This is a genomic window from Rhodococcus sp. UFZ-B548, from assembly GCF_903819475.1.
GTDB lineage: Bacteria > Actinomycetota > Actinomycetes > Mycobacteriales > Mycobacteriaceae > Rhodococcus_F > Rhodococcus_F erythropolis.
This window is the reverse complement of sequence record NZ_CAIJDS010000014.1, coordinates 50,795-63,428: the sequence shown is the minus strand read 5'-3', so window position 1 is coordinate 63,428 and position 12,634 is coordinate 50,795. Positions and strand designations below refer to the sequence as shown.

The window sequence follows — 12,634 nt, the reverse complement described above, 5'->3', positions numbered from 1 at the left end:
AGCCGCCGACCGGTCCGGAGATCACTCCTCCGCCGGTCACGACCGAACACCCGGTTGATGGCACTCCCGCAATCGAGGTACTGAAGTCCTCTGACCCGTCCACCACGAACCGTGTGGTTGGCGGCCAGGAGATCACGTACACGCTCACGTTCAAGAATGTGGGAACCGCGGATGGTGAGATCAGCTTCTACGACGATCTGACCGATGTTCTCGACGATGCAGTAATGACGAAGAATCCGGCTACCACTTCCACGCTGGTTGTTTCGGGTGTCGTCGACAACGTCTTCACAGTCACCGGAAAGCTGGCCAAGGGTGAGAGCGCGACGGTGACGTACACCGTCAAGGTCAATCCTGAGATCGGAACATTGTCAGGTCCCGGATTCACCCCGGGCGTCCTGAACAACTACCTGGTGGTTGGTGGCGAGAACCCGCCGGTGGACTGTGTCCCGGGCGACGCTCTCTGCACCGAACACCCGGTGGACCCGCCGGAGACCACCACCACGGTGCCTCCGACGACCACCACGACGCCGCCGGTCACGACGGAGCCCTGTGTTCCTCCGACGACGACCACGCGGATGGTTCCGACCACAACGGTTGCGACGACGACGGCTAGCGCGACCACTACCGGTGACGCTGATGTGACCGGTACGGAGGAATCCACCACCACGGAGGAGACCACCACAGAGGAGACCACGACAGAAGAAGTTGTCGCGGAGGAGATTGTGGATCCGTGTGGCGTGACGACAACGACGACGCCGCCGACGACAACGCCGCCGGTCACGAGAGTTCCGCCGACCACGACGGTTCCGAACACGACGGTGCCGGTTACACCGACGATCATCATTCCCCCGATCGTCGTTGTGCCTCCGATCGTCGTACCGCCGACGGTTCCGGGTCAGCCGGTTCCGAGCACGGTTCCGGGACAGCCGAAGCCGCCGACAGCAAACCCGGGTCAGCCGAAGCCGCCGACGTCTGCTCCTCAGGGTGGAACGATCAACTCGGGTGGTGGCGCTGGTGAGAGTGGCGTGAACACCGGGTTGCTCGCGGCAGGCGGTTTGGTTCTGCTGCTGGCGCTGGGAACGGGTGTTGTTCTCCTGACGCGTAAGCGTCGCGAGGATGGTGACAACTGATTCTCTTGAGAATCTGAGGTAAACGACGTGGGGCAGATCGCAGAGTATGCGATCTGCCCCACAGTCGTTTTCGTGTGTGTTACGAGCCGAGCCGAGATCCGTCCTTCTTCCAGGCTGCAACTACCGACGGGCGAGGCTGGGAGGAGCCACCGTCGGGCCAATGGGATGCGGGGCTTTCGATGCTGGCGTCGTCGGTCTCGCCGGGGTGCTGGACGCAGACGATGACGCGCTTCTCGTCCACGATGGGGCCGCAGGTTTCGGCGCCGACGGGAACGGTGAGGAACTGCTTTGTTTCACCGCGGTTTTCGCCTTCGAGGACAACGCTGAACAGTCCGTCGTTGGACTTGAGTGCGTTGCCGTCGGTGGAGATCCACAGATTGCCGTGCGGGTCGAAGGCAAGGTTGTCCGGGCATGAGATGGGGCTGACCTTGCTCTTGTCGAACCCGCCGAAGTAAGTATCGGCTGTGGCCGGATCTCCGCAGACGAGAAGAAGATTCCAGCCGAAGGTGGTGCCGGCGTGGTCGTCGGTGATCTCGAGGACCTGGCCGTTCTTGTTGTTGTTCCTCGGGTTCGCCTCGTCGGCCGCGGCACCACCGTCGACTCCGCGCTTGGTGTTGTTGGTCAGTGCGACGTAAACCTTGCCGCTCTTCGGGTTTGCCTCGAAGTCCTCGGGGCGATCCATCTTCGTTGCCCCGACCTTGTCACCGGCCTGGCGGGTGAAGACGGCGACCTCTTCGGCGCTCATACCGTCTACCAGCGATTCGCCCTTGCCGTCTTCGCCGGTGCGCAGGATGGCTACCCACTCGCCGGTTCCGTCGAACGTGCCGTCCGACGGGAGTTTGCCGGTTCCGTCGATCTCGCCGGCGGAGTTTCCGCTGAGCTTTGCAACGTACAGTGTTCCGGCGTCGAGCAGAGTCATGTTGTGGCGCATGGCTGCCTGACTCTTGCCGTCCTGCATCTTTCGGCTCGAGACGAACTTGTACATGTAGTCGAAGCGCTCGTCGTCACCGCTGTATGCAACGACGGTGCCGTCCGACGTGATGTAAATGGTGGCGGCTTCGTGCTTGAAACGTCCGAGCGCTGTGTGCTTGATCGGAGTCGACGACGGATCCCAGGGATCGATCTCGACGACGTATCCGAATCGGTTGACCTCGTTGGGTTCTGCGACCAGATCGAACCGCTTGTCGAAGCGTTCCCACTTGCGCTCGGAAGCGGCTCCGGCCAGACCGTAGCGCTTCAGCCGGGCTGCCACCGTGGGATCGGTGACACCCTCGGCGTTAGCGAAGTACTGGTTGAAGTTCTCTTCGCCGGAAAGCACTGTGCCCCAGGGTGTGACGCCGCCAGCGCAATTGTTGAGGGTGCCGAGCACTTTGGTTCCCGTGGGATCGGCACTCGTCTTGAGGAAGTCGCTACCTGCAGCGGGGCCGGTCACGACAAACTCCGTGGTTCCGGTGATGCGGCGGTTGTTCGATCCGATCTCCGGTACCAGCTTGCCGTTGTCGGATTCGCCCTTGACCTGGACGACTGACAGTCCGTGGCTGGCCAGGCCGATCTTGAACTGCTCCTCGGTCGGGTTCTCCGCATCGTAGCCGCGGAACATCGCCGGCTCGGTGGAGTATTCGTGATTGACCACGAGGAGGTAGGTGTTGGGCTGCCCGTCGACCGGGAGCAATCCGGCGAAGTCGTTGTTGAATCCGAACTGCAGTTCCTGTGCTGCCGCAGTCTGCTTGTCGAAGTCGAATGCCGGGGCTCCGGCGAGAACGGCGTCACCCCAACGGATGACGACGGCCTGATCGTATCCGTCAGGGACCGTGACCTTGTCTTCCTTGTTGGGCGCGACGGCGTCGAAGTTCGTCCCCGCTGGTGTGGTTCCGCCGCTGCTGCCGCTCGCTGATCCGGTTCCCGGTTCGGCACTTGCGGATTCGTCCGAACACGCGACGAGGGCGCTGCCCGCTCCCACCGCGAGCACTGCCATGCCGCTGCCCCGGAGCATGCCGCGACGAGTCAGTGCCGTGCGTGCGATATCGCGGAAGTATTCGCCGCCCGAGGTGTTGGGGACCTCATGAGAGCACGCGTTTCCGCACTTGTACTGGCAGGTGATCGACGCGCGTGCAGACACGCCGTCGTGTTTGACGAACAAGGCCAAAGGCTTGATAGCCACCGTGAACTCCCGAGATTCGATGTACGGACTTCGGGAACCGTAGAAGCTCTAAGCGAGGGTAAAGGAACGTAAAAATGAACGGCAAAACAACGAGGCGACCCTTACCTGCAATTTACGACGCGTCCCCGCGGGGACGTCGCATGACATTTGTCATCGCCGATCCATGACGGTGTCACCGCAGGTGATGACGCGGTGCACTGTTTTCGTCGCGGACTTCCCGCGAGGCTTGGAGGCATGAGAGAACCACATGAGGGAAGCCTCTTGACGGACCTGATGGACATCGGACCCGCACCCACGATGGGCCGCGAACTTGTTGTGATCGTGGTGAACATCGCGATCATCGGAGGGGTATTCGCGATCATCGGCTCCAATCCGGTGTCCTGGATTCTTGTTGCCGCTCTCGCGGTCTACGCGGGCATTCGATTCACGATCGGACTGCGCAGCTGGAACCGAGAGGAGGCGCAGCGATGAAGGGCGATCCCGTGATCGACGTAGTCGGAATGTCGCGGCGCTACGGCTCCGGCAAGGAGGCGTTCGATGCTGTTCGCAATCTGGATCTGAGTGTTCAGGAAGGCGAGCTGTTCGGCCTCCTCGGAACAAACGGTGCCGGCAAGACATCCACTCTCGAAGTGATTCAGGGCCTTTCACGACCCAGCGCCGGTACGGTGCGCGTTCTGGGAATGGATCCGGTGCGCAACCGCAAGCAGATTCGACCGTCGCTTGGCATCATGCTCCAGAAGGGTGGGCTTCCCCAAGACCTGACTGCTCGTGAGAGTTTGGCGATGTGGGCCGGAACGTGCTCGAATCCGCTTCCCGTCGACGAGGTGCTCGAGCGCGTGGACATGCGTGACCGTGGCGATACCCGCGTGAAGTTCCTCTCGGGCGGTGAAGCGCGCCGACTGGATCTGGCGTGCGCGATCATCGGCCGGACACTCGTACTGTTCCTCGACGAACCGACTACTGGTTTGGATCCCGAAAGTCGTCGTAACACTTGGCAATTGATCGCTGACTTGAAAGCGTCGGGCGTCACCATCATGTTGACGACGCACTATCTCGACGAAGCTGAATCCTTGTGCGACCAATTGGCGATCATGCACCGTGGATCGGTCGTGCGCAGCGGAACCGTGGCGGACGTCGTCGCAGATCATCCCGCCCAGATCAAACTGCACCGCCCAGGCCTTCCGCTCCCAGCGCTGGCCGGCGCCGAGGTGCGCGTCGAAAACGATCTGGTGCTGATCACCACTCGCACCGTCCAGGAGACGCTGACGGAACTGCTGCTGTGGGCGCAGCACAATGATGTCTTGCTGACCGGCTTGGATGCCCGGGCGGCGTCCCTGGAGACAGTATTCCTCTCCATTGCAGACCAATTCGATCATCACGCAACTCTCGAAGGAGCGTCGGCATGAACCGCATCGCAACCCTGTCTCGTTCGGAGTTCACGCTCCTGGGACGAAATCGACTGTTGCTCTTCAATGCAATCGTCCTCCCGCTGATCTTTCCCGTGGGAATGCTGTACCTGTCGCGAGACGGCGGGCTGTCGGACAAGTCGGTGTCGGCAGGCCTCGAGGTATTTGCACTGTTCCTTCTCGTCTTCGTGGTCTTCTACAACCTGCTGTCGGTGTACGCGACGCGCCGTGACGAGTTGGTTCTCAAGCGACTACGGACCGGGGAATGCAGCGACGCCGAGATCCTGGCGGGCCCGGCAGTGCCGTCGTGGGTTCTCACCGCGCTGTTGACGGTGGTCATCGGAATCGCTGTGATGGTTCTGGGCGGTAGTGCTCCGGTCAATCCGGTGCTGGTGCTGGTCGCGGTGATCGGCGGCGCCGCGCTCTTCACGGCGCTGGCGTTGATCACTTCGGCTGTCACGCGAAATGCAGAGGCGGCGCAGATCACCTGCATGCCGATTCTGATTCTGGCGACGGCAGGTATGTCTTCGATCAGGAATGTCGTGCCGGACAACGTTGCTCGCATTCTCGATTTCACTCCGCTGGCCGCAGTAGTCGACCTTCTCAATCTCGGATGGCTGGGGCGGACCACTGGCGAACTGGCTGATCTGGGCGATGCGCCCGGTGCGGCGGCCGGATTTGTCGACACCTTCGGTTCGGCTGGGCAACCGCTGTTGGTCATGCTGGCGTGGATCGTCGGTTCGGTTCTGATCGCGAACGTCCACTTCCGCTGGGAACCGCGTTCGTAGAACTCTGAGAAGGTAGTGGGCATGATCGCGCAGAACTTCGGACGCTGGAATCCGAGACGGACGTGGCGAACCGCGTCGAACGTCGACAAGGTTCGCCTCTACACGCGGCAATCGTTCATCATGGTCGCAGTGGTTTTCGGTGGCTTCGGTGCGGTCACCGAGATCGTTGCGGATCGGTACCTGTCGGGTGTCTTCCTCGGGATCAGTGCCGTTGCGTGCGTCATCGCCGTGTCTCGGATGCCAGATCTGGGTGGAGTCGTGGCCAAGCCCGTCCAGATTCCTCTTGCCGTGATGACGTTGTCGGCGTTCTGCTCGGCGGGAATCGCCTTGGGAAGCAATGCCGAGAACGGCCCGTACTTCTGGCTCGCGGCAATCCTTGTCGTGCCCCTTGCAGGGTTGACGTCGTTGCGCTGGCTGATCGTGGGCTCGGTGGCTGCCGGGGTCGTATTGGGACTGCTTGCGGGTCCGGAAAGCGGCGTGTCCGTCGGAATCGTCGCCGCCTTCATGGGGCTGACCGTCTACATGTCGGTGTGGCTGCTTCGCATGGTCACCGAATTGGACGAGGCTCGCGGAGCTGCCGCTGCCCTGTCCGTCGCCGAGGAGCGGTTGCGATTTTCACGCGATCTCCATGACGTCGTCGGGCGGGCACTGTCTGCAATTGCGGTGAAAAGCGAACTAGCAGCGACACTTTCACGACGCGGCGACGATCGTGCAGCCGCGCAGATGGACGAAGTGCGCGAACTTGCGCAAGATTCTCTCGACGAAGCGCGCGAGTTGGTTCGGGGATACCGGTCCATCGCCTTGGCGTCCGAGTTGGCTGGTGCGCAGTCTCTGCTCGAGGCCGCCGGAATCTCCACCGCGATACGTGGATCGGCAGATCAACTGCCGGTGGAACTGGCCGAGGCCGCCGCGTGGGTCGTCCGTGAAGGCGTGACCAACATTCTCCGGCACTCCAGTGCCGAGAATTGCAGCATCGAGGTGTCCGCGGACGGCGTCGTGATTGCCAACGACGGCGCACGGATCGCAGAGCCGAACAACGGAACCGGCCTGAACGGCTTACGCGAGCGCGTCGGCGCCGTCGGAGGAACTGTCGAAACCGTGCAGGACGAAGATCGCTTCACCCTCACCGCCCACTTTCCGTCCCGAACGAAGGAGTCTCGGTGACCGAGCCGATCAAGGTACTGCTGGCCGACGACGAGAACCTGATCCGCTCGGCTCTGGCCATGATGTTGTCGCTCGAGGACGACATCGTTGTCGTGGCAGAAGCCGAATCCGGCGAGGATGCCGTGATCGCTGCTGCAAAGCATCAACCTCACGTAGCCGTGCTCGACCTTCAGATGGCGGGTATCGACGGCATCGAGACGGCGCAACAGATTGCGCAGACGGTCTCGGGGTGCGTCTCGATCATCGTGACGAGCCACGGGCGTCCTGGGTACTTGAAGAAGGCACTGTCAGCAGGTGTCCGCGGATTTCTACCGAAGACGACGCCTGCGGCGACGCTCGCCGAGGTGGTCCGCAGCGTCCATGCCGGTGGGAGGTACGTCGACCCGTCGTTGGCTGCCGAGGCGATCGGCGCCGGCGACTCACCGCTTACTCCGCGCGAGGCGGACGTACTCGAATACGCGGCCGACGGGGCATCCATCGAGCAGATCGCTTCCCGGGCACACCTGTCTGCGGGTACCACCCGAAACTATTTGTCGTCAGCTGTCACCAAACTCGGTGCGGCCAATCGGCACGAAGCTGCAGTGATCGCCCGCCGGCAGGGGTGGATTTAGGGCCTCCCGTGCGCCTTTCTGGTTGCGGGCACTACCAAAAAGGCGCACAGGGCCGAAGGCCCTGCGATGTCGAGAATCCCCGACTTGCTTCGTCCCTGTAGTGACGTGCGACCAGAATGGGTGGCACCGACACAGAGGAGATTCACGATGGCCAAGTACTTGCTGCTCAAGCACTACCGCGGCGCTCCGGCTGCAGTCAACGACGTGCCGATGGACCAGTGGACACCGGAAGAGATCACGGCCCACGTGAAGTACATGCAGGACTTCGCGGATCGGCTCGAGAAGGCGGGCGAGTTCGTCGACGGTCAGGCTCTCGCTCCTGAGGGCACCTTTGTCCGGTACGACGGTGAGGGTCGCCCGCCGGTCACCGACGGCCCGTTCGCGGAAACCAAGGACCTCATTGCCGGCTGGATGGTGATCGACGTCGACAACTACGACCGAGCCGTCGAATTGGCCGGGGAGCTCTCGGCCGCGCCCGGCGCAGGCGGGAAGCCGATTCACGAATGGCTCGAACTGCGCCCGTTCCTGACCGAGCCGCCGACCATCACGGACTGACGACTCTCATGGACGACGCGTTGCTTCGACGTCTGACTCCGAGCGTGCTCGGCATCCTCGTCCGCCGCGGAGCAGATTTCGCGTCGGCCGAGGACGCCGTGCAAGACGCTCTGCTCGAGGCGGTGAGGGCCTGGCCGGACAACCCGCCGCGGGACCCCAAGGGCTGGCTGGTCACAGTGGCCTGGCGGCGGTTCCTCGACGGGATCCGGTCGGATGCGGCTCGTCGCAAGCGGGAGTTTCTGGTTGACGAGCAGCCAGGCGAGCGGCCGGTCAGCGGGTCGGTGCCGGGCGTGGACGACACACTCCAGCTCTACTTTCTGTGCGCTCACCCGTCGTTGACGCCGTCGTCCGCCGTTGCACTCACGCTGCGCGCTGTCGGCGGGCTGACCACTCGCCAGATTGCGCAGGCCTACCTGGTGCCTGAGGCGACGATGGCTCAGCGCATCAGCCGAGCCAAGCGCACGGTCTCCGGCGTCCGGTTCGAGCAACCCGGCGATGTCGCCACCGTTCTACGTGTCCTTTATCTGGTCTTCAACGAGGGGTACTCCGGCGACGTCGACCTGGCTGCCGAGGCCATCAGGCTCACCCGGCAGCTCGCCGCTGCGATCGATCATCCCGAGGTGGCGGGGTTGCTCGCTCTGATGCTGCTTCATCACGCTCGCCGCGCCGCGCGCACTGCCGCAGACGGCAGCCTGGTTCCGCTTGCCGAGCAGGACCGCGGACGGTGGGACACCGAGACGATCGCGGAAGGGGTCGTGATCCTTCAGGGAGCCCTCGCTCGCGACCGATTGGGCGAGTTCCAAGCCCAGGCCGCGATTGCCGCACTTCATGCCGACGCTCTCACAGCAGACGAGACCGATTGGGTGCAGATCGTGGAGTGGTACGACGAACTCGCAGCCCTGACCGACAGCCCGATCGTCCGGCTCAACCGAGTGGTGGCGGTCGGCGAGGCGGACGGGCCACGCGCCGGCTTGGCAGCTCTTGCAGCGCTGGACGATTCACTTCCACGCCATGCCGCAGTCGAGGCCTATCTCCGTGAACGCGACGGAGACGTGGAGACGGCGGCGAGGTTGTATGCCGATGCAGCGCACAAGGCATCCAACCTCGCCGAACGTGACCATCTGATGCTTCAGGCGTCGAGGATCAACGCCCGTCGATCTCTGAAGCGTCCTGGGTCAGAGAACCTGTGACAGGAACGCCTGCAGTCGATCGGTCTCGGGATCGTCGAAAAGCTGTTCCGGAGTACCGGTTTCGACAACGGCGCCGCGGTCCATGAAGAGCACCTTGTCGGAAACGGAACGCGCGAAGCCCATTTCGTGCGTCACGACGACCATGGTCATACCGGACTTCGCGAGATCGGCCATCAACGCCAGAACACCCTTGACCAGTTCGGGGTCGAGAGCTGACGTCGCCTCGTCGAAGAACATGACCTCGGGCTTCATCGCCAAGGCGCGGGCAATGGCGACGCGCTGCTGCTGACCACCGGAAAGGTTGCCGGGCCGCGAGTCCGCCTTCTCCTTGAGCCCCACCAGATCCAGCTGCTCGAGCGCGAGCGCCCGAGCTTGTTCCTTGGACAACCCCTTGAGCTTGTTCGGCCCGAGCGCGATGTTCTCGGCGACGGTCTTGTGTGGGAACAGGTTGAAGTGCTGGAACACCATGCCGATTCGCTGGCGAAGCTCGTCGGGGTTGTCCTTCAAGACGGACTTCCCGTCGAGCAGCACGTCACCCTGCTCAGGCTCGTGCAGACGGTTCAGCACGCGCAGGAGCGTCGACTTGCCCGAACCGGAGGGCCCGATGACGGTGACGGTGTTTCCGGCGTCGACGTGCAGGTTGACGCCGCGAAGCACCTTGTTTGTGCCGAAGGACAGATGCAGGTCCTTGCCGGTGAGCGATACGGACTTCAGTTCAGAGCTGGTGGTCATGTCCTCAGCCCCTTTCCACGACGATGGCCTGCTCGAGCGGATCCAACGTGCCTGAAGTGTCGGCGCGTCCGGTCCGGAGTCGGTTGTCGATGTAGTTGACGAGGTGCGTCAGCGGGATGGTCAGAGCAAGGTAGAACAAGCCTGCCGCAACGAGCGGGGACAGGCTGCCGGTCTGGGCGTTGAGATCACGTCCGACGGCAAAGAGCTCCCGCTGGGTGACGAGGAGACCGAGGAAGTAGATCAGCGACGAGTCCTTGATCAACGAGATGAACTGGTTCATCAACGCCGGCAGAACGCGTCGTACACCCTGCGGGATGACGACCAGCGACATGGACTTGCGGTAGCTGAAGCCGAGGGCACGTGAAGCCTCGAGCTGCCCGGACTCGACGCTCTGGATACCGGATCTGAAGATCTCACCGATGTACGCCGACGCGAGCAGTGACAGCGCCGCGACACCGAGCCAGTACGGATTGCTTCCGGTGATTCCCTTGACGATCGGTCCGACGCCGAGCCCGATGATCAAGATGATGACGACGGCGGGCAGGCCACGGAAGATGTCGGTGTAGACGCGGGCGGGCCAACGCAGCCAACGGGTTCGCGAGATACCGGCGACAGCGAGCAGCATGCCGAGGATCGTGCCGATGATGCCAGACGCGAGCGCAAGGATCAGGGTGTTGGGAAGACCGGTCTTGAGGAGATCGGGGAATGCCTTCTTGTACAGATCCCAGTCGAAGAACGTGTCCTTGAGCTGTTCGAGCGTCGACTTCGGTTGGTACGACGCAGTATCGCCACCGTCACCGTTTGCTGCGTTTTCCGCGGCAATGGCTGCGAAGTCGGGCAGTTCCGGAGTGGCCGCGGCCTTGGATCCGGGCTTCCAGCCTTCAGGGAGTTGGCGCGGTACCCAGTCGGCGTACAGCTGAGACCAGGTTCCGTCGTCGATGACTGCGTCGAGGCCGGAGTTGAGGGCGTCGATCAGCGGCTGGTTCTCCTTGTTCACCGCCCAGCCGACGAAGTTGTTGACCGAGAAGGTGTTCTGGATGATCGAGGTCGGATCACCCGGAGCGATTGCGCCTTCGGCCTGCTGAGACGGAGCTACCCAGGCGTCGATCTGTCCGGACTTGAGGTTCGCGTACGCCGTGGCGTAGTCGGGAAACTTCACGGGATCGAGCTTGAGCGTGTTCACGACGTAGTCGTCCTGCACGGTTCCCTGCACGACGCCGATGCGCTTTGATGCGTCCAGGTCTCCGAAGCCGGTGATCGGGCTGCCGTTAGGCACGACGAGGGAGAAGTATCCGAAGTCGTAACCGTTGGTGAAGCCGACGGTGTTGCGACGGTCGTCTGTGGTGGTGATGGACGACGAGCCGACGTCGAAGCGTCGACCGGCAACCTGGGCGAGGAGCCCGGCGAACTCGGTGCCGACGAACTCGACCTTCAGGCCCAGCTTGTCCGCGACGGCCTTCAGCAGCTCGTTGTCGTATCCGGTGTACTGATTATCGGAGTTGACGCAGATGCTCGGGGGCGCGTCACCGAGCGTGCCGACCGTGATGACCCCGGGTTTGATCAAGTTCAGCTTCGAGGTGTCGATCCGATCGACCGGGGTGACGGTGGCCGTGGTGTAGCGGTCTTCGGCGCCCGCACCCGCTGCCGCATCCAGATTGGTGGGGGCCGCGGTTGCGGCTCCCACTCCCGGAGGTGCACACAGGTCTGTGGGGGCTGCCGACGAATCCGAACCACTCGAGCACGATGACAGAGTCAGCGCCAGGAGGGCAGTGAGGAGCAGTGCCACCACCAGGCGGATCTTCGCTGCGACGGAAGAAAACATGCGAGCAGCGTAAACCTAAGGGTAGCCATTTCTCCGTGTAGAACTGTTGACAGTTTTCGGACAAGCGGCCGCTGCGCTGCGGGCATGCCTTCAAATCAGCGTGATTTTAAGTATCGCCAGGTCGGAGAATCCCGTCTCGAAGAGAACGGAGTTACCGAACCGGTGCGAGTTCGACGCCCGCCGGCGGTACCAGGCGGCGCAGTGTCCCGTCGAAGCCGGTGACGTAGAGCGCCCAGCCGTCGCCGTCCCGGCCGATACGCACTGAACTCGGCCCGGTCCACCCACCCGACAGACCCGAAGCGACGACGCAGGACTTCCCGGTCTCGGGATCTACACGATAGATCGCGCCCTCGAGGTGAGCAGCGACGTAGAGCATCCCATCCCGCGACACGGTCAGATCGTCGAGACCGGGTACCGGGCTCGGGACGGTTGCGACAACGGCCCACGCATCAGGGGTATCCACAGGGACTCGAATGATCTGACCTGTGAACAGATCATCGGTGTACACGGCTCGATGATCCGGACTGAGCGCGAGCCCCTCCGAACGTGGCACTGCGGCCCAATTGGGTACGACGGTTCGGGAGTCATGTTGATAGCGCGACACGCCCTTCGACGGGCCGCCCTCCGTTCCGACCCACGTCGTCAGAAGATCGCCGTCGGGAAGTCGGAGCAAGCCGTTGCCCGCGAAGTCGACGGGTGCGGACAGCTGATCCGTCGTGGTGTCCAGTTGCCACAGCTTGCCGTCCTGTCTGGTGAGGAAGGACAGCCTCGAACCGTCGAGCTGCAAACCGCCAGGAGCAGCAATGCCGTCGAGGACGGTTCGTACCTGTCCTTCGGCGTCGACGTGATAGATCTTCGACTCGCCGGAGAGGTAGAACCCGCCGTTGTCATCGGTCTCGAGGTTTTCGAGCTGTTCCAACCCCTGGGCTACGGTCTCGACCTGCCAATCGCCGCACATCGGCGCGGTTGTCCAGGTGGCTTCCGCCGGCGTCACCGCGGCAGCGGTCCCGGCTGCGATTGCCGCGACGATCAACAACGCCCGAGTTCGGTTGCGTGATAGCCCCATTGCGCACAA

11 protein-coding genes and 1 pseudogene are annotated in these 12,634 nt (G+C 63.0%); 8 read left to right on the top strand and 4 right to left on the bottom strand.

Going from position 1 to position 12,634, the window contains the following annotated elements; genetic code table 11:
• Window positions 1-1,130 (top strand): annotated as a pseudogene (locus H7C86_RS14590) (DUF11 domain-containing protein); the annotation flags it as partial.
• 79 nt (window positions 1,131-1,209) lie between these two features.
• Here H7C86_RS14590 and H7C86_RS14585 read toward each other — a convergent pair.
• Window positions 1,210-3,291 carry a PhoX family phosphatase gene (locus H7C86_RS14585; RefSeq protein WP_021346144.1) on the bottom strand — a complete coding sequence of 694 codons (2,082 nt, stop codon included), beginning with the start codon at window positions 3,289-3,291 and terminating at the stop codon, window positions 1,210-1,212.
• A 234-nt stretch (window positions 3,292-3,525) separates the two neighbouring features.
• On the opposite strand from H7C86_RS14585, the gene H7C86_RS14580 reads away from it, so the two are divergent.
• From H7C86_RS14580 to H7C86_RS14550, 7 genes are all read left to right on the top strand, one after another.
• Window positions 3,526-3,762 carry a hypothetical protein gene (locus tag H7C86_RS14580; RefSeq protein WP_019746144.1) on the top strand — a complete coding sequence of 79 codons (237 nt, stop codon included), beginning with the start codon at window positions 3,526-3,528 and terminating at the stop codon, window positions 3,760-3,762.
• The gene (locus tag H7C86_RS14575; RefSeq protein ID WP_182261732.1) at window positions 3,759-4,697 is read left to right on the top strand and encodes an ABC transporter ATP-binding protein; all 939 of its coding nucleotides are present in this window, start codon (window positions 3,759-3,761) and stop codon (window positions 4,695-4,697) included. Before H7C86_RS14580 ends, H7C86_RS14575 begins: the two co-directional genes overlap by 4 nt.
• The gene (locus H7C86_RS14570) at window positions 4,694-5,485 is read left to right on the top strand and encodes an ABC transporter permease (protein ID WP_021334418.1); all 792 of its coding nucleotides are present in this window, start codon (window positions 4,694-4,696) and stop codon (window positions 5,483-5,485) included. The genes H7C86_RS14575 and H7C86_RS14570 overlap by 4 nt, the downstream gene beginning before the upstream one ends.
• 21 nt (window positions 5,486-5,506) lie before the next feature.
• Entirely contained in the window at window positions 5,507-6,649 is a 1,143-nt protein-coding gene (locus tag H7C86_RS14565; RefSeq protein WP_029256773.1) for a sensor histidine kinase, read from the top strand.
• Window positions 6,646-7,260, top strand: coding sequence for a response regulator transcription factor (locus tag H7C86_RS14560; RefSeq protein ID WP_019746140.1), 615 nt, complete (start codon window positions 6,646-6,648; stop codon window positions 7,258-7,260). The genes H7C86_RS14565 and H7C86_RS14560 overlap by 4 nt, the downstream gene beginning before the upstream one ends.
• Before the next feature lie 147 nt (window positions 7,261-7,407).
• Window positions 7,408-7,815: a YciI family protein gene (locus H7C86_RS14555; RefSeq protein WP_021346141.1), complete on the top strand. Its 408-nt coding sequence runs from the start codon at window positions 7,408-7,410 to the stop codon at window positions 7,813-7,815.
• An 8-nt stretch (window positions 7,816-7,823) separates the two neighbouring features.
• Entirely contained in the window at window positions 7,824-9,005 is a 1,182-nt protein-coding gene (locus tag H7C86_RS14550; RefSeq protein ID WP_182261762.1) for an RNA polymerase sigma factor, read from the top strand.
• Here the strand turns inward: H7C86_RS14550 and H7C86_RS14545 are convergent.
• The 3 genes from H7C86_RS14545 to H7C86_RS14535 form a co-directional block, all read right to left on the bottom strand.
• Window positions 8,991-9,737, bottom strand: a complete 747-nt coding sequence (locus H7C86_RS14545; RefSeq protein WP_020909781.1) for an amino acid ABC transporter ATP-binding protein — start codon at window positions 9,735-9,737, stop codon at window positions 8,991-8,993. The genes H7C86_RS14550 and H7C86_RS14545 overlap by 15 nt on opposite strands.
• Before the next feature lie 4 nt (window positions 9,738-9,741).
• Window positions 9,742-11,559: an ABC transporter substrate-binding protein/permease gene (locus H7C86_RS14540; RefSeq protein ID WP_020971432.1), complete on the bottom strand. Its 1,818-nt coding sequence runs from the start codon at window positions 11,557-11,559 to the stop codon at window positions 9,742-9,744.
• 151 nt (window positions 11,560-11,710) lie between these two features.
• On the bottom strand, window positions 11,711-12,625 hold the full coding sequence (locus tag H7C86_RS14535) for an SMP-30/gluconolactonase/LRE family protein (protein WP_182261731.1): 915 nt from the start codon (window positions 12,623-12,625) through the stop codon (window positions 11,711-11,713).
• Window positions 12,626-12,634: the final 9 nt, after the last annotated feature.